Annotated in this window: 15 protein-coding genes; 9 read left to right on the top strand and 6 right to left on the bottom strand. The window is 65.0% G+C overall.

Annotation, left to right across the window (positions count from 1 at the left end):
• Positions 1-130 precede the first annotated feature (130 nt).
• Positions 131-1159 (top strand): 6-phosphofructokinase, encoded by a 1029-nt coding sequence (locus tag ACP7AR_RS05865; RefSeq protein WP_426183686.1) that lies wholly within the window; start codon positions 131-133, stop codon positions 1157-1159.
• A gap of 72 nt (positions 1160-1231) precedes the next feature.
• Complete coding sequence (locus ACP7AR_RS05860; RefSeq protein ID WP_426183684.1) at positions 1232-2725, top strand: glycosyltransferase; 1494 nt, start codon at positions 1232-1234, stop codon at positions 2723-2725.
• A gap of 17 nt (positions 2726-2742) precedes the next feature.
• On the opposite strand, the gene ACP7AR_RS05855 is transcribed toward ACP7AR_RS05860, so the two are convergent.
• Together ACP7AR_RS05855 and ACP7AR_RS05850 are read right to left on the bottom strand one after the other, a co-directional pair.
• Positions 2743-3858: an acyltransferase family protein gene (locus ACP7AR_RS05855; RefSeq protein WP_426183682.1), complete on the bottom strand. Its 1116-nt coding sequence runs from the start codon at positions 3856-3858 to the stop codon at positions 2743-2745.
• Between the two features lie 39 nt (positions 3859-3897).
• Entirely contained in the window at positions 3898-6009 is a 2112-nt protein-coding gene (locus tag ACP7AR_RS05850) for a S9 family peptidase (protein WP_426183680.1), read from the bottom strand.
• Between the two features lie 156 nt (positions 6010-6165).
• Here ACP7AR_RS05850 and ACP7AR_RS05845 point away from each other — a divergent pair, with 156 nt between their 5' ends.
• The 3 genes from ACP7AR_RS05845 (at position 6166) to ACP7AR_RS05835 (ending at position 9348) form a co-directional block, all read left to right on the top strand.
• A complete protein-coding gene (locus ACP7AR_RS05845) occupies positions 6166-7455 on the top strand; it encodes an anion permease (RefSeq protein ID WP_426183678.1) in 1290 nt (429 codons plus the stop codon).
• Positions 7452-7787 (top strand): peptidase, encoded by a 336-nt coding sequence (locus ACP7AR_RS05840; protein WP_426183676.1) that lies wholly within the window; start codon positions 7452-7454, stop codon positions 7785-7787. The genes ACP7AR_RS05845 and ACP7AR_RS05840 overlap by 4 nt, the downstream gene beginning before the upstream one ends.
• Positions 7788-7887: 100 nt before the next feature.
• On the top strand, positions 7888-9348 hold the full coding sequence (locus ACP7AR_RS05835) for an aspartate ammonia-lyase (protein ID WP_426183674.1): 1461 nt from the start codon (positions 7888-7890) through the stop codon (positions 9346-9348).
• Positions 9349-9420: 72 nt separating this feature from the next.
• Here ACP7AR_RS05835 and ACP7AR_RS05830 read toward each other — a convergent pair whose 3' ends face one another.
• Entirely contained in the window at positions 9421-10290 is an 870-nt protein-coding gene (locus ACP7AR_RS05830) for a fumarylacetoacetate hydrolase family protein (protein WP_426183672.1), read from the bottom strand.
• Positions 10291-10350: 60 nt separating this feature from the next.
• Here ACP7AR_RS05830 and ACP7AR_RS05825 point away from each other — a divergent pair, with 60 nt between their 5' ends.
• The 3 genes from ACP7AR_RS05825 (at position 10351) to ACP7AR_RS05815 (ending at position 12957) form a co-directional block, all read left to right on the top strand.
• Positions 10351-11631, top strand: a complete 1281-nt coding sequence (locus tag ACP7AR_RS05825; protein ID WP_426183670.1) for a PrsW family intramembrane metalloprotease — start codon at positions 10351-10353, stop codon at positions 11629-11631.
• Positions 11632-11886: 255 nt separating this feature from the next.
• Positions 11887-12255: an FKBP-type peptidyl-prolyl cis-trans isomerase gene (locus tag ACP7AR_RS05820; protein ID WP_033104619.1), complete on the top strand. Its 369-nt coding sequence runs from the start codon at positions 11887-11889 to the stop codon at positions 12253-12255.
• A gap of 147 nt (positions 12256-12402) precedes the next feature.
• Positions 12403-12957 carry a YceI family protein gene (locus tag ACP7AR_RS05815; RefSeq protein WP_426183669.1) on the top strand — a complete coding sequence of 185 codons (555 nt, stop codon included), beginning with the start codon at positions 12403-12405 and terminating at the stop codon, positions 12955-12957.
• A 27-nt stretch (positions 12958-12984) separates the two neighbouring features.
• On the opposite strand, the gene ACP7AR_RS05810 is transcribed toward ACP7AR_RS05815, so the two are convergent.
• The gene (locus ACP7AR_RS05810; RefSeq protein WP_426183667.1) at positions 12985-14280 is read right to left on the bottom strand and encodes an MFS transporter; all 1296 of its coding nucleotides are present in this window, start codon (positions 14278-14280) and stop codon (positions 12985-12987) included.
• A 226-nt stretch (positions 14281-14506) separates the two neighbouring features.
• Here ACP7AR_RS05810 and rpsO point away from each other — a divergent pair, with 226 nt between their 5' ends.
• Positions 14507-14776 (top strand): 30S ribosomal protein S15, encoded by a 270-nt coding sequence (gene rpsO, locus ACP7AR_RS05805; RefSeq protein ID WP_426183665.1) that lies wholly within the window; start codon positions 14507-14509, stop codon positions 14774-14776.
• Here the strand turns inward: rpsO and ACP7AR_RS05800 are convergent.
• Positions 14773-15822 carry an oxygenase MpaB family protein gene (locus tag ACP7AR_RS05800; RefSeq protein ID WP_426183664.1) on the bottom strand — a complete coding sequence of 350 codons (1050 nt, stop codon included), beginning with the start codon at positions 15820-15822 and terminating at the stop codon, positions 14773-14775. The two genes, rpsO and ACP7AR_RS05800, sit on opposite strands and share 4 nt — an antisense overlap.
• Positions 15819-16139 (bottom strand): hypothetical protein, encoded by a 321-nt coding sequence (locus ACP7AR_RS05795; RefSeq protein WP_426183662.1) that lies wholly within the window; start codon positions 16137-16139, stop codon positions 15819-15821. Before ACP7AR_RS05795 ends, ACP7AR_RS05800 begins: the two co-directional genes overlap by 4 nt.
• Between the last annotated feature and the right edge of the window lie 44 nt (positions 16140-16183).

The raw sequence follows: 16183 nt of genomic DNA, 5'->3' as shown, positions 1-16183 counted from the left end.
ATAGGTGCATACCGGCGCGCAAGATCCCCGCTTTTCGCCGCCTCTGAATGGCATCCACCCGTGATGCGCACTAGGGTCGAGAGCAGGCAGTGTCGCCCGTCCCCCTCCCGAAACGTCCGAAGGCACCAGCATGAAGATCGGCATCCTCACCAGCGGCGGCGACTGCCCCGGCCTCAACGCGGTCATCCGCGGCATAGTGCTCAAGGGCACGACCTCGTACGACCTCGAGTTCGTCGGCATCCGCGACGGATGGCGTGGTGTCGTCGAGGGCGATTTCATGCCGCTCACTCGCCACGAGGTCAAGGGACTCTCGAAGATCGGTGGGACGATTCTGGGGACCAGCCGCACCAATCCTTATGAAGGCGAGCGCGGCGGCGCCGAGAACATCGCGAAGACCCTCTACGGCCACAAGATCGACGGCATCGTCGCGATCGGCGGCGAAGGCACCCTCGCAGCTGCCGATCGCCTCGCAAAGGACGGCCTGAATGTCTTGGGTGTGCCCAAGACGATCGACAACGATCTGCGTGCCACGGACTACTCGTTCGGATTCGACACCGCCGTGAACATCGCCACCGACGCGATGGACCGTCTTCGCACCACCGGAGACTCTCACCAGCGGTGCATGGTTGCGGAGGTCATGGGGCGCCATGTCGGATGGATCGCGCTGCACGCGGGAATGGCCGCCGGCGCCCACGTCATCTGCATCCCTGAGGTGCCCATGTCGATCGACGAGATCGCCGAACTCGTGACCAGCGCTCACGATCGCGGCCGCGCGCCCCTCGTCGTGGTCTCAGAGGGCTTCAAGCTCGAGGGCATGGATGAGGCGTTCAGCGACAAGGGCCTCGATGCCTTCAACCGCCCCCGCCTCGGTGGCATCGGCGACCAGCTCGCACCGGCGATCGAGCGGATCACCGGCATCGAGACCAGAGCCACCATCCTCGGCCACATCCAGCGAGGCGGCTCGCCCTCAGGCTTCGACCGCGTGCTCGCCACACGTCTCGGCCTGCATGCCGCAGACGCGATCATGGAGGGCGCCTGGGGCCAGATGGTGGCCATGAAGGGCACCGACATCGTTCGCGTGCCGTTCGAAGAGGCGCTCGGTGAACTCAACACCGTCCCGCGCTACCGCTACGACGAGGCCGCCGCGCTCTTCGGCTGAGCCGCGTCGCTTCCAGCCTCCGCACAGCAGGCCCACAGGCGGGGCGAATGCTGACCGCCTATCGTCGCTTTGATGATGCGCGCAGATTCACGTCTTCCACACGGCAGACACTTCGCCCTGACTTGGGGAATCGGTGAGCACTACGGCGGCATGACCAATGCCATGCTGCGGCGCTCCCGATCGTTCACACGGATCGGCGGCGTCGATGTCGACATCCTCACGCTCGACGATCGACCCGACTATCCGGAACTCTCCGCACGCCTTCTCGAGTCGGGCGAGCTGATCGACGGACTCAGGATCCGCAATCTCTGGGACGAGCTGCGTCAGCGTCCACCGAAGCCGAGGGGCTCGACTCCCGAGCCGGTGGAACTGCTCGTTCCCGCGGTCGATGACGTCGTGTCCGAATGGGACGGGGTGATCCTGTCCAGGCAGCGCCTCGGAGTGGACGGACGGCCGATCGCTGTGGATCGCTTCCGCCGCGACGGCAGTCTTCTCGCCACGGAACGTGCGGATGATCCAGCTCGGCGCATCGTTGTCTACGCGGAGGACGGCACGCCGATCCGCTCGTGGAAGTCGAGCTGGGGCCTCTACCGATGGTGGTTCGACCGCCTGACGTCGGGCAAGACGAGCTACCTGCTGGTCGACTCGAAGACCGCTGCTCGCTCGGTCGCCGGATACCGAAGAGAGAACGTCACGACCGTCCACATCGTGCATGCATCCCACCGAGTGCGTGGACGCGCGGGCTCGCTGCGATCATCGCGTGCGTCCGTGCTGCGCCGTGCCGGAGACTTCGATGACATCGTGGTGCTCACGCAGCGCCAGAGGTCTGACCTCGTCGACGACCTCGCCGCTGAGGGGGTCGCCGCCAGGATCCGTGCCATCCCGAATGAGGTCGAGTTCCTCCCGCCATCCGGTTCTCCGCGTTCAGATGCCCTCGGCGTCGTCATCGCCTCGCTCGAATCCCGCAAGCGTCTGAAGCACGCAGTGGACGCCGTCGCGCAGGCGAGGGGCACCGACCAGCGGATAAGCCTCGACCTGTTCGGAGACGGTCCACGCGAGAACGAGATCCGCACGCGTGTCGCGGCGCTCGGCCTCGAGGCGCACGTCCGATTCCGTGGGTTCGACCCTGATGCCCGCACAGCGTTCCAGCACGCGGGTTTCAGCCTTCTGACCTCCACGTCAGAGGGACTCCCACTCGTTCTCGTGGAGAGCATGGCAGCGGGTTGCATTCCAATCGCCTACGACATCCGGTACGGCCCTGCAGACATGATCCACGACGGGCTGGACGGCTTCCTCATCCCCGAGGGGGATGTCGCGTTGATGGCTCAGCGCATCGTGGAACTTCAATCCATGCCCGCGCACAGGGTCGAGGCGATCAGGGTTCGTGCGATGGCTCGAGCCGCCGAGTTCTCCGACGTGGCGGTCACGCGTCAGTGGTCGCGCGAGTTGCGTGCGGCATTCGACGCGAAGAGGATCGCGTCCGCACGAGAGCAGCCGCTGCCGGTGCGGCTGCGCCGGCGCGCGGGTGTCGTGCGGCGGCGGGTGCAGTGGATGACAGGGCGCTGATCCGAGGCGGGTGCTGATCATCCCGCGCGGGCGTCGGCGCGCTGCGCGGCGTAGCTGCCGATTCGTCGCGCAAGGAGGTGCGACGGACGCTCGACCCACCGGTAGAACAGTGCGGAGATCCCGAGTGACACGGGCAGACCGATCAGGCACACCAGCCACCAGCGCTCCAGCCCGAGCAGATAGCCCAGGGTGCCGAGGACCGGCGCGTGCACCAGGTACAGGCTGAACGAGATTCTTCCCAACCAGATTGCTGTCGGACGTTCACATGCGCGGCGCAGGACAGGCCACACGATCACGAGCAGGACGATGAGTGTTGCGCCGACGCCCGCAAGACCCCACAGTACGTCGGTCGCGAGCTCGGAGCCGTCGTCGAGGATCGGCCGTGCCAGCCAGCTGGCGATGAGCAGGCCGCCCGAGAGCACGGCCAAAGCCGGCCAGAGCATGCGATTGCGTTGGCGCTGCGCGAACGCGCGGATGCTGTCGAGATTGATCGCGACAAGCGTCCCGAGGAGGAACACCGGGAAGTACACGAGCGCATCGATCTCGAGGATCCGTCCCGCGATCGTGGCGAGACCCGCGCCGGCGGCCAGGTACGGGCTCGCGCGACGACAGCGGATGGCGAGCCACACGAACAGAGGGAGCAAAAGAGAGAAGAAGAGCTCCCAACGCAACGACCACAGCACATTGTCGATGTCGTAGGACGACGGCAGCAGAGATGCCTCCGCCAGGAACGAGAAAGGCGTGACCGACGTGGCCTGGGCATCACGCAGCCACGAACCGCTGGGCATGGAAGCGGGATCGCGAGGAATGGCGACGATCAGGACGGTCGCGAAGATCAACGCTCCGAAGACGGGCAGGTACAGCCGCATCAGGCGCGCCGGGTAGTAGCGGCTCCACGCGAAGTCGGGGCGCAGAGCAGGCAGGGCGACGACGAGTCCGGAAAGTGCGAAGAAGACGAGCACTGACTCTGTACCGGGAAACAACAGCTTGAGCGGACTCTGCGTCAGCCACGCCCAGGTCGTCTCGCTCAGCTCCGGCCTCGCGATGAGAGAGAGGTGGTAGAGGACGACGGCGAGCGAGGCGAACCCTCTGAGTCCGTCGAGACCTGTGATCCTTGCTGAGGTGTCGGACATCCCGCGCCATGTTAGACGCCGGATCTGCGAGGGTCCTGATCAGACGGCGGAGCCCACCTTCTCGAGACCGAGTGTGTCGAGCATCCAGGCGAGTTCGAAGGCACGTTCCTTCCATGCGTTGTATCGACCGCTCACGCCACCGTGCCCTGCGGCCATCTCGCACTTCAGCAGGACGTCGTCGGCACCTGCTTCTCGAAGGCGCGCGACCCATTTCGCGGGCTCCACGTACAGCACGCGGGTGTCGTTGAGTGAGGTCATCGCGAGAATGCGCGGATAGTCGACGCCGTCCTGCACATTCTCGTACGGCGTGTACGACTTCATGTAGGCGTACACCTCGGCGTCGTGCAGCGGATCACCCCATTCATCCCACTCGATCACGGTCAGGGGGAGGGAGGGGTCGAGAATGCTGGTGAGCGCGTCGACGAACGGGACGGATGCCAGGATGCCGGCGAACCGCGAAGGAGCGATGTTGGCGACCGCACCCATCAGCAGCCCACCTGCGCTGCCGCCCTCGGCGACCATCTGCTCCGGCGACGTGACGCCTTCAGCGATGAGGTGCTCTGCGCAGGCCACGAAGTCGGTGAACGAGTTGCGCTTGTTGAGCATCTTCCCGTCGTCGTACCAGGTGCGGCCCATCTCGCCACCGCCGCGCACATGCGCGACCGCGAAGATCACGCCGCGGTCGAGTTCAGACAGTCTGGCGACGGAGAAGCCGGGGTCTATCGAATGCTCGTACGACCCGTACCCGTACAGGTGCACAGGGCGGATCCCTTCTCCTGGCGCTCCGAACGACTTCTTCCAGACCAACGAGATCGGCACCTGCGTGCCGTCGTCCGCTGGCGCCCATGCTCGCTCCTGGCCGTACTCATCGGCCGAATACCCGCCGAGTACAGGCTGGCGTTTGCGCAGCACCAGTTCGCGAGTCGCAAGATCGAGATCGTAGACCGTGCTCGGTGTGATGAACGAGGTGTATCCCAACCGCAGGAAAGGTGAGTGCCATTCCGGATTGCCTGCCGGCCATGCGGAGAAGAGCGGCTCATCGAAGCCGAGTTCCTCGACACGGTCGTCGGCGTAGTCCAGCATCCCGATCCGCTCGAGGCCCTCGCTGCGGTAGCCGACGACGGCGAAGTCGCGGAAGCAGTCGACGCCGAGGATGCGTCGTCCCGCTTCGTGTGCCATGACGACGCGGCGCGCGCCCTGCGGGTCATCCGCTGCGACCGAGACGAGTTCGAAGTCGACGGCATCCTGATTGTGCAGGATCAGCAGACGATCCTCTCCGTCGATCACGGCGTGCTCCAGCGAGTACTCGACACCCTCGGTGCGCGGCCACACGAGCCGCGGCTGTGCGGTGATCTCTCCCTGCAGGTCGACGAGGTACTCCTCGCTGGTGATGCTCGAGCCCACCCCGATCACGAGGTAGCGTCGACTGCGAGTGATTCCGGCGCCCAGCCAGAATCGCTCGTCGGCCTCATGGAAGAGCTTCACATCGTCCTCGACGGCCGTGCCGATCACGTGCAGCCACAGTGTGTCCGGACGCCATGCATCGTCACGCGTCGTGTAGATGATGCCGGTTCCGTCCGGAGTGAAGAAGCCGCCACCGGTCTTCGGGATCTCGTCGGCGAGCGTCTCACCGGTGACGAGGTCGCGTACCTTGATCGTGTAAAGCTCATCGCCCTCGTAATCCGGCGCCCAGAGCATTCTGGTCGCGTCATCCGAGGTGTCGAAGGATCCGAGGGAGAAGAACTCGTGCCCCTCGGCCTCGACGTTTCCGTCAAGCAGAATCTGCTCGCCGGGAACGGGCACCCCTGGCTCGAGCACTGGGGGAGTCCAGTCGTCGTCTTCTGCCACGGCGCGGCATTGGATGCCGTACTGGGCGCCCTCCTCGCTGCGGCTGTAGTACCACCAGTCGCCCTTGCGCGTCGGCACTGACAGATCCGTCTCCTGCACGCGGCCCTTTATCTCCTGGAACAGCGTCTCGCGCAGTTCTTCGAGGTGTGCGGTCTCACTGTCGGTGTGTGCGTTCTCCGCCTCGAGATGCGCGATGACTTCGGGGGAGTCCTTCTCACGGAGCCACTCGTACGGATCCTCGAAGGTGTCGCCGTGATGTACGCGGACGTGGGAGCGGCGGGCTGCGATGGGGGCGTTGGTCACCGTTCAACGCTAGCCCAGGTCGAGTTGACCGGAGCCGAGCAGGGTGCGAGGATTTATCGGGGCCGGTTAACGGAAGTCAAACCCACGGTGAACTCTTCGTTCGTCACGCCGATCACGTCGGCAGCTCTCTTCCTTTCACTCAAACGAAAGCGAACGGTGGAAACCGCAGCCCTCATCGTCGTGCTGGTCATCGTGCTGGCGCTCTTCTTCGACTTCACGAACGGCTTTCACGACACCGCGAATGCGATGGCGACGCCCATCGCGACCGGTGCACTCAAGCCGAAGACCGCCGTGCTTCTCGCCGCGGGACTCAACCTCATCGGAGCGTTCCTGTCCACCGAGGTGTCCAAGACGGTCTCGCACGGCATCATCAACGAGGACGCGATCAGAGACTCAGGCGCTGAGCTCTTCCTGTCTGTGATCTTCGCCGGTCTCATCGGCGCGATCACCTGGAACATGCTCACCTGGCTGCTCGGACTGCCTTCGAGTTCCTCGCACGCGCTGTTCGGCGGACTCATCGGAGCGACCCTCGTCGGCGTCGGCCTCGGCGGTATCGACTTCGGAATGGTGCTCTCCAAGATCGTCCTTCCGGCACTCATCGCCCCGATAACCGCCGGCATCATCGCGTTCATCGCGACCAAGATCGCCTATTCGATCACTCGCCGCTACGACAACAAGCCAGACGGACGCGACGGCTTCCGCTGGGGACAGATCTTCACGTCATCACTCGTCGCGCTCGCCCACGGCACCAATGACGCGCAGAAGACGATGGGCGTCATCACCCTCGCGCTCATCACGGTCGGCTGGCAGAGCTCAGAGCAGTCGGACCCCTACTTCTGGGTCATCTTCGCCTGTGCGTTCACGATCGCGCTCGGCACCTACCTCGGCGGCTGGCGTATCATCCGCACGCTGGGCAAGGGCCTCACCGATGTCAAGCCCGCACAGGGCTTCGCAGCGGAGAGCTCGACAGCAGCGACGATCCTCGCATCCAGCGCGCTCGGTTTCGCGCTCTCGACCACGCAGGTCGCCTCCGGATCTGTGATCGGCTCCGGCCTCGGTCGGCGAGGCTCGACCGTACGCTGGCGGACGGCCGGACGGATCGGCATCGGATGGCTGCTGACGCTGCCTGCCGCCGCAGCGGTCGGTGCACTGGCAGCGCTGCTCGTGGTCTGGCTCGGCAACTGGGGAGTGGCGATCGATGCTGTTCTCGCTCTCGTCGTCATCGTCGGACTGTTCCTGCGTTCGCGCCGTAACGCGGTGACGGCTGAGAACGCCATGAGCGATGTCGCGGAGTCCGGGCACGTCGTCGAACTGCCCGACATGCCCCCTCCCACGCGGCGTCAGCAGCGGATCGAAGAAGCCCGAGCCGAGGCAAAGGCCCGAGCCAAGGCGAAGGCCGATGCCAAGGCGAAGTCCAAGGCCGCGAAGAAGGGTGCCGCGAAATGAGCGTCGCGATCGATTGGCTCGCGTTCGTGCAGGTGTTCGCCGCCGCGCTCATCGGAGCGACCGCCATCGTGACCTTCTATGCACTCGGATTGCGATTGCTGGTCCGTGCGGGCCACGCGCCAGTGGTGAGCCCAGTGGAATTCACGGATGCGATCACCGTGATCAGTGAGAAGGAAGCGCAGCGCGCTGCGAAGCAGGCAGCGAAGGCTGCGAAGAAGAGTCCGCTCACCGACGTGCAGAAGCGCATCGCGCTGTTCGGCGCATACGGGTGCTTCGCCCTCTGCGCGATCGCCGTGGTCGGCGGCATCCTGGTGATCATCATCGGGCATTGACGCCTTCGCCACGGGCGCTCTCGACTCCGGTCGAGGATGCCGGCGGCATAGACTGAAGGCATCCCTCGTACTGATCCGCCACGACCCACAAGGATGTGACATGGCTTCTGCCGCGCCCTCACTCACACGCACTGAGACCGACTCGCTCGGGAGCATGGAGATCCCCGTCGACGCGTACTGGGGTATCCACACTGCCCGTGCCGACGCTAATTTCCCGATCACGAAGCGTCCGATCTCGGTGTATCCGGATCTCATCCGTGCTCTCGCCATGGTCAAGCAGGCCAGCGCCAGGGCGAACAAGGAGATCGGTGCGCTCGACGCGATGAGGGCGGACCTCATCGACGAGGCCGCGCAGCGCGTGATCGACGGCGAGTTCCACGATCAGTTCACCGTCGGCGTCATCCAGGGCGGCGCAGGCACCTCGACAAACATGAATGCGAACGAGGTGATCACCAACATCGCGCTGGAGGCCGCAGGGCGCGAGAAGGGCGATTACGCGTTCCTGTCTCCGATCGACCACACCAACCGCAGCCAATCCACCAACGACGTGTATCCGACGGCGGTCAAGATCGGACTCTCGTTGACGTTGCGAGCGCTGCTCGAAGAGCTCGACCTGCTCCGCAGATCCTTCCTCAGCAAGGCTGTCGATTTCCACGACATCCTCAAGGTGGGGCGCACGCAGCTGCAGGATGCCGTGCCGATGACGCTCGGGCAGGAGTTCCACGGCTTCGCGACGACCCTCGGCGAAGACCACAGTCGTCTGACCGAGAACGCATCGCTGATGTTCGAGATCAACATGGGCGCCACCGCGATCGGTACCGGGATCACCACCCATGCCGAATATGCGCCTGCGGTGCTGAAACATCTGCGGGAGATCACGGCGCTGGATCTCGAGACGGCGACCGACCTGGTCGAATCCACGAGCGACACCGGGGCGTTCATGTCGTTCTCCTCGTCGCTCAAGCGCAACGCCATCAAGCTCTCGAAGATCTGCAACGATCTGCGACTGCTGTCCTCGGGCCCGCAGGCCGGTCTCGGCGAGATCAATCTTCCTGCCAAGCAGGCCGGTTCGAGCATCATGCCTGGCAAGGTGAACCCGGTGATCCCCGAGGTCGTGAATCAGGTGGCATTCGCCGTGGTCGGCGCGGATATGACCGTCACGATGGCAGTGGAAGCAGGACAGCTGCAGCTCAACGCCTTCGAGCCGGTCATCGCGCACTCGATCTTCCAGTCGATCACCTGGATGCGCCAGGCGATGTGGACCCTGCGCGTCAACTGCGTCGACGGCATCACGGCCAACACCGACCGACTCGGAGCGATGGTCGGCGCCTCCGTCGGCGTCATCACCGCGCTCACGCCGTTCATCGGCTACGCCGCTGCGGCCGCCCTCGCGAAGACGGCGCTGCTCACCAATCGCAACGTGGCCGACCTCGTCGTGGAGGCAGGCCTGATGTCACGCGAAGAGGTCATGAAGCAGCTCTCACCGGCTCGGCTGTCCGGGCTCGAGGCTGTCACCGCCGCGATCACCGTCATCCCGCCGGAGGGTCTGATCGAGATCTGACTCTTCGACGCCGGATTCCTCGGCGACCGTTCCCTGCTTTCTCGGGAACCGGTCCCTGAGCCTGTCGAAGGCTCAGTCGTAGATGCGGCAGTGCGTCGTGAGCTCGCCGATGCCGTCGATGCCGACGGTGACCGTTGAACGGTCGCGCAGGAAGATCTGCGGCTCGCGCGAGTAGCCGGCGCCACCCGGGCTGCCGGTGGAGATCAACGTGCCGGGCTGCAGGGTGATCGACTGCGACAGATGCGCGATCAGCGTCGCGACAGACCTGACCATCTGACCGGTCGTGGCATCCTGCACGGTGTGGCCGTCCACGACGGTCCAGATGTGCAGGTCCTGCGGGTCGGCGATCTCATCCGCCGTGACGACGAACGGGCCCGTCGGAGTGAATCCGTCGAAGGATTTGCATCGGGACCACTGCGCCTCGGAGAACTGGATGTCGCGAGCCGTGATGTCATTGACGACGGTGTATCCCCAGACGTGGTCGAGGGCATCGGCCTCTGCGACGTCCTTCGCCGGTCGGCCGATCAGCACGCCGAGCTCGGCCTCGTAGTCGACGGATTCGCTCAGTGTGCGCGGCCACCCCGTCGTCGCCTCGTGCGATGTCAGGGAGTTCGGCCAGAGCGTGAAGACGGTCGGCGCGCTGTCGGTCTTCAGACCGAGCTCGCTGGAGTGGGCGGCGTAGTTCAGCCCGATGGCGAGGATCACGGGAGGATTCAGCACTGCGGATGCGAAGTCGAAGCCGGTAAGAGGATGGCGAGGAGGAGTGCGTTCGTCGAGCGCAGTGCGCAGCGCGTCGAGGGCGTGATCACCACCGTCGATGAGCTCCTGAAGGGTGAGCGGAGCCGGGTCGATCAGATCGGAGACCAGAACTGCCTCGGCATCCTGGATCACTGCGAGGTGGGCATCGGGGGAGTCTGGCCGACGCAGATGGGCGAAACGCATGTCTCCTACGCTACCGCCCGCGCGTTGGGAGCAGAGTGAGGGTACCTCTAGGCTTTGGCTATGTCATTCGGAGGACCGTCAGAGCCGCAGTACACGCCGCCCCCGGCTCAGCAGCCCCAGTACTCGCAGCAGCAGTACGCGCAGTCGCCGTACACGCCGACGCAGTTCAGCCAGCGACCGGTGTACGCGTCCGCACTGGCGCAGCCGACGCACTACTCGCCTCCCGCGCCGGCGGCACCCGCTCCGGCCGGGGCGCTGCCCATGCTTCCCGTGCCCTCCAAGAAGGGCAGGACCGTTTCGATCTGGCTCTTCGGTGTGCTGGGCTTCGCGCTCGTCGCTCTGATCGGCTACTTCGTCTGGGCGCTCGGCGCGGTGGCGTCGGGGATGGGTCTCGCCCTGGCGCTCATCCCGCTGGCGATCGTGTTCTTCGGTGTCTACATCATCGATCGCTGGGAGCCCGAGCCGAAGCCGCTCATCGTCTTCGCGATCGCGTGGGGCGGGGTGGCCGCGGTCGGGCTGACGCTGCTCGTCGACATCGGCATCACGCTCATGGTCGGTCTGCGTTCAGAGGTCCTCAGCGCAGTGATCCAGGCGCCGATCGTCGAGGAGATCGCCAAAGGTCTCGGAATCTTCATCATCTTCGTCATCGGGCGACGTGCATTCGACGGGCCGATCGACGGCATCGTCTACGGGGCTCTGGTCGGGGCCGGGTTCGCCTTCACCGAGAACATCCAGTATTTCGCGATCAGCCTCATCGAAGGCGGTGGCGAACAGCTCACGGCCACGTTCGTGATGCGCGGGCTGCTCTCGCCTTTCGCGCACGCCATGTTCACGGCGCTCACCGGCTTCGCCATGGGGCTTGCGGCGCGTCGCAGCGCCTCCACTGGCGCCGTGCTGGGAGCCGGCCTGCTGGGGCTGCTGGGCGCCATGATCCTGCACGGATTCTGGAACGGGTCGGCCATGTTCGCCGACTTCTTCGCGCTCTACATCACTCTTCAGATTCCCCTTTTCATCGGTTTCATCCTCGCGATCGTCGCGCTGCGCAAAGAGGAGGCCCGCGTCACCAGGGAGAGACTGGGCGATTACGCCGCGGCCGGATGGTTCACGCCGGAGGAGATCACGATGCTCGCGACTCCCGCCGGGCGAAAGGTCGGCATGAAGTGGGCGGCGAGCCTGCGGGGCGATCGCAGGCCCCTGATGAAGACCTTCATCAGGGATGCCGCCGCTCTCGCCGCCGTACGGCAACGGGCGATCCTCGGTCGCGACGCCCTCGCGGCCGATGACGAGCGGGCTCTGCTCACTCGTACGCGCGCGACGCGTGCAGCTCTTCTGGCGTACTGAGCCGGCGCGCGGCGGAAGAGAGGTTTCGACTCACTTCGCCGCTCAACCTTGCTCCCAGCAAGACTCAGCGCCCGGTGCTGCGGCGATGCCTGCATGTCTACCGGGCGCTGAGTTGATCTGTGTTCAGACTGCACCCGGGATCGCCGTCGTGTCAATACCCTACGAGCGGGCGTCGGTCGTGGACGATTCGAGGTGTTCGCTGTGGGCAGGTGCCGTCGCATTGACCCTGTCCGGAGGCTCGGGTTGTATGGAGTCATGACTGATCGCACAAAGCCCGAGTTCGACGCCCCCACTGCTCCTGCTCCTGCAGAGCTCGTCACCAGAGACATCATCGAAGGCGACGGCGCCGCGGCCAAGCCCGGCGACACCGTGACTGTGCATTACGCCGGTGTCGAGTACGATTCCGGCGAGGAATTCGACTCCTCCTGGGGTCGAGGTGAGACCATTCAGTTCCCGCTTCGTGGACTCATCCAGGGCTGGCAGGACGGTATCCCCGGCATGAAGATCGGTGGCCGTCGTGAGCTGATCGTTCCCCCGCACCTCGCTTACGGTCCTGCCGGCTCCGGTCACTTCCTTTCGGGAAAGACCCTCATCTTCATCATCGATCTGGTCGCCGTCGGCTGATCCGCGTCGTGAATCAGAAGGTCCTCGTCCCGAGTCGGGATGAGGACCTTCCTTTTTTCTCGCGCTGCCGGAATATATGCGCCTGCATATGAGTTTCCACTCGAGGTACGTCAAGAGACACCCCGAACCTCAAAGGAGCTCATTCACATGACCACGATCGACATCCCCGGCTACCGCGCAGGCACCTGGGTTCTGGACCCCGCTCACAGCGAGGTCACCTTCAGCGTCCGCCACATGATGATCTCGAAGGTGCGCGGCACCTTCGGCATGAAGAGCGCAACGCTGATCGCCCCGGAGAACCCGTTGGACGCGAAAGTCGAGGCGAGCGTGGACGTGACCTCCCTCGACACGAACGACGACGGCCGTGACGGACACCTTCGTTCGGCTGACTTCTTCGACGCGGAGAACTACCCGACCATGGAGTTCGTCTCCACCGGCGCGCGCGTCGAGTCGGGTGACTTCTTCATCGATGGCGACCTGACCATCCGCGGTATCACCAAGCCGGTGAGCTTCGCGTTCGACTTCGGTGGGTTCGGCACCGACCCGTACGGCAACTACAAGGCGGGCGCTTCCGCGACGACCACTGTCAACCGTGAGGACTTCGGTCTGACATGGAACGCGGCGCTGGAGACCGGCGGCGTCCTGGTCGGCAAGGACATCACGATCAACCTCGATCTGCAGGGTGCGCTGCAGCAGGACTGATCTGTCTCAGGAAAGCCCCGGGTCCGTTCAGGGCTCGGGGTTTTCTGCGTCGTACGTGCGGAATCCGGGGGTGAGGCGCACCAGGACGCCGACCAGAGCGATCACGATCAGTCCGCCGAGCAGCGGAGGGAACCAGAGCGTCGTGAGGGTCGCGAGCGTGCCGGCGTAGAGAGCGCCCAGACGAGGACCGCCGGCGACGACGATGATGAAGATGCCCTGCAATCTCCCGCGAATGGCGTCAGGCACCGAAGCCTGCATCATGGTGTTGCGGTAGATCGAGCTGATGTTGTCCGCAGCGCCCGAGAGCGCCAATGCTCCGCATGCTGCGGCGATGAGGGCGATGTTGGCATGGCTCTCGTCAGCACCGGGCATCCATACGCCGAGCAGGAGCACGACGCCGAAGAGCAGGATCGCCGCGCCGTACGCCTGAACCGCCCTTTCGATACCGCGGCCGTGCCAGCGGTAGAGGACGATGCGCCCCGAGAACAGGCTGGAGAGGAACGTGCCCGCGGCCACTGCCGCGGTCAGCGCGCCGGTGGTCACTGCGCCGCCTCCGAGGAGGACGGTGCCCAGCGCGGGGAACAGTGCGAGTGGTTGCCCGAACGTCATCGCGACGATGTCGACCAGATATTGCATCCGTATATTGGCCGCACGCGTGAGGAACCGCCAACCATCGACCAGGGATTCCCATCCGGGGCGGACGACGGTTCCTTCCGGCCGAAGCGGCGGAAGGCTCCACAGTCCGAGGAACATCGCGAGCATGAGCACGACGTCGATGGTGTACGTCCAGCCGTAGCCGGTGAGGGCGACGAGGACGCCGGCGAGTGCCGGACCGACCATCACCATGACGCCGATCGTGATGCCGTTCAATGCGGAGGCGGCGGCGAGGAGGTCGCGGGGGATGAGCCGCGGGACGATCGCCGTTCTCGTCGCCATGCCGACCGAGTTCGCGGCGGAGTTGATCATGCTCAACGCGTACAGCCACCAGATCGTCTCCAACTGTCCCCAGGTGAGCACGGCGAGCAGCAGCGTCGAGACGAACGTGATGACCGCCGCTATGAGCGCGACCTTGCGGCGATCGAACGCGTCGGCGAGCATCCCGCCGTACAGACCGGCGAGGATCATCGGGACGAGGCCCGCGACGGCGACCATCGATACGGCGAAGGTGCTCCCTGTGAGTTCGAACACGTGCAGCATCACGGTGACGATGGTGAGCTGACCGCCCAGCCCGGCGAGCGTCGAGCCGACCCACATCCGCGTGAACGCACCGCTGGCGCGGAAGGGGCGGAGGTCGATGAGTGCCCCGCGGGCACCGCCGCTCACGCGTCGACCCCGCGCAGCGGTTCCCACTCGTATTCGGAACTCGCCCGCACGATGATCAGCACGTGTCGAGGTTATCGGCTCACGGCGGCGTCGCGGTCAGCGAGGGTCCCGGACCGGGCGCCCGGGCTGGTAGACTCTACAGGTTGCCGTTTGATCGGCCGCGGATAAAGAGAGCTCGCACATCAGGTGCCGGGCGCCGCGCAATGAGTGAAAGGGGATCGAATCTATGGCACTGGAATCAGACGTCAAGAAGGCGATCATCGAAGAGTACGCGACGCACCCCGGTGACACCGGATCCCCCGAGGTGCAGGTCGCGATGCTGACGCAGCGCATCAAGGACCTCACTGAGCACCTCAAGGAGCACAAGCACGACCACCACTCGCGTCGTGGGCTGTTCCTGCTCGTCGGTCAGCGCCGTCGTCTGCTCGGCTACCTCCAGGACATCGACATCGCGCGTTACCGCTCGCTGATCGAGAAGCTTGGGCTTCGCCGCTAAGGCAGCGCACCAGCGTAATATCGCACTTCTTCCGAAGGCCGTCCCAGGTGTGGGACGGCCTTCGTCGTTTCTGTCAGGGCCACGTTCCCGCCTGAGACACGATTCTGATCGTGGTGTCTCACGACCACCAGGCGTCGCCCGCGCGGGGATGCGGCTCGGACGCTCGGGCGGTTGCCGTCCGGGAGAGTGATGGGCGTGGTCTTGCCTGACTCGCCCTTGTTGAGGAACGCCATGGCGATGCCTTTGATGAGCTTGTCGAAGATCGCCGTGGACACCGGTGCGATCGGTAGGAACCCTTCGCGGAACTTGATGTACAGCGGCCACCCGTTCCTGATCGTGGCCGCGGAGATGTAGTCCCGCTTGAGCCCGAGCCAGTCACCGATGTCGTTTCCGAGCTGGTAGCGGACGACCTCGTTCAGGAAGCCGCGCGTGACGCCGAGATCGATCTGTGCGGTCAGGCCGAGCAGCACTTCGGCAAGAGCCTTGCCCTCCATCGTTGGGTTGAGGATGGGAGTCAGGACCTGGTCGGATTGGGCGTGCGCATCAGCCCAGGTCGCCGGGATGTACTGATCTTGCACGCCCAGCAGGTGCAGCGCGACCTGCCAGTGGTGCAGGAACGCCTCTTCTTCCGCCGCAGACATGCGGATGCCCCACTCCTTCATCTTCTTGTGAGCGAAGGTTCCGGTGCTGTGGAAGGTCACGAGGATGTCCATGTTGCTGATGGGAATCGTCTCGTCCGCGACGGCCTTCCAATACGGCGACTGAGGGAGCAGGTGACGCACCGCCGAGTGCACCATGCGCGTCTTGTTGCCGGTGACGATCATCTGGCCGTCCGGCTCGAACGCGTTGGCATCCGTGAGGTCGTATCCGAACGTGAACGTCTTCGCAGCGCGGTCCTGCATGTCTGCGCCGCCCTTGGACCAATACACGGACTTCGCCTCACGCGGGATGACGGTACTCATGATGCCCCCGCCGACGCCGTAGATCATGAACAGGTACAGATCGCGGCGACGGTTGAAATCGGCCGCGAGGCGGAGTTTGTTCATGTCTGCCCAGGCCGGCAGCCTGGTCGACTGCTGGAGGAAGGCTGCGAGTTCGGCCGGCAGCCCGCGGGCAACCGATCGTTGTTGTCGACCCAGTTGCCGATGGCGGTGTTGATCGCAGGAACGTGGCCATTCGTGATGGCATCGGCGATGATGCGGTCGAGGTCGTCGTCCCAGACCCACTGGGGATCGACGCCATCCCCGGATCCGAGCACGGAGCGCGCCGGCGACCACGACCAGGCTGCGGTGGGAGCGACAACGCTCGTCAGCCCGAGCGCTGCGCCGAGTGTCAAGACTGTGCGACGGTTTACTTCTAGCATGCAGACACCTCTTCGTGTAACTGGCCAATGTGATTGGCCGTTTA

The organism is Microbacterium sp. TWP3-1-2b2 (assembly GCF_049896145.1).
Lineage (GTDB): Bacteria > Actinomycetota > Actinomycetes > Actinomycetales > Microbacteriaceae > Microbacterium.
This window is presented reverse-complemented; position numbering and strand designations above follow the sequence as displayed.

Bases quoted from the DNA above. Each gene is read 5' to 3' on its own strand.
- ACP7AR_RS05865 (WP_426183686.1), top strand. From the start codon at position 131: ATGAAGATCGGCATCCTCACCAGCGGCGGCGACTGCCCCGGCCTCAAC.
- ACP7AR_RS05860 (WP_426183684.1), top strand. From the start codon at position 1,232: ATGATGCGCGCAGATTCACGTCTTCCACACGGCAGACACTTCGCCCTG.
- ACP7AR_RS05855 (WP_426183682.1), bottom strand. From the start codon at position 3,858: ATGTCCGACACCTCAGCAAGGATCACAGGTCTCGACGGACTCAGAGGG.
- ACP7AR_RS05840 (WP_426183676.1), top strand. From the start codon at position 7,452: ATGAGCGTCGCGATCGATTGGCTCGCGTTCGTGCAGGTGTTCGCCGCC.
- ACP7AR_RS05835 (WP_426183674.1), top strand. From the start codon at position 7,888: ATGGCTTCTGCCGCGCCCTCACTCACACGCACTGAGACCGACTCGCTC.
- ACP7AR_RS05830 (WP_426183672.1), bottom strand. From the start codon at position 10,290: ATGCGTTTCGCCCATCTGCGTCGGCCAGACTCCCCCGATGCCCACCTC.
- ACP7AR_RS05825 (WP_426183670.1), top strand. From the start codon at position 10,351: ATGTCATTCGGAGGACCGTCAGAGCCGCAGTACACGCCGCCCCCGGCT.
- ACP7AR_RS05820 (WP_033104619.1), top strand. From the start codon at position 11,887: ATGACTGATCGCACAAAGCCCGAGTTCGACGCCCCCACTGCTCCTGCT.
- ACP7AR_RS05815 (WP_426183669.1), top strand. From the start codon at position 12,403: ATGACCACGATCGACATCCCCGGCTACCGCGCAGGCACCTGGGTTCTG.
- rpsO (WP_426183665.1), top strand. From the start codon at position 14,507: ATGGCACTGGAATCAGACGTCAAGAAGGCGATCATCGAAGAGTACGCG.
- ACP7AR_RS05800 (WP_426183664.1), bottom strand. From the start codon at position 15,822: ATGAACAAACTCCGCCTCGCGGCCGATTTCAACCGTCGCCGCGATCTG.
- ACP7AR_RS05795 (WP_426183662.1), bottom strand. From the start codon at position 16,139: ATGCTAGAAGTAAACCGTCGCACAGTCTTGACACTCGGCGCAGCGCTC.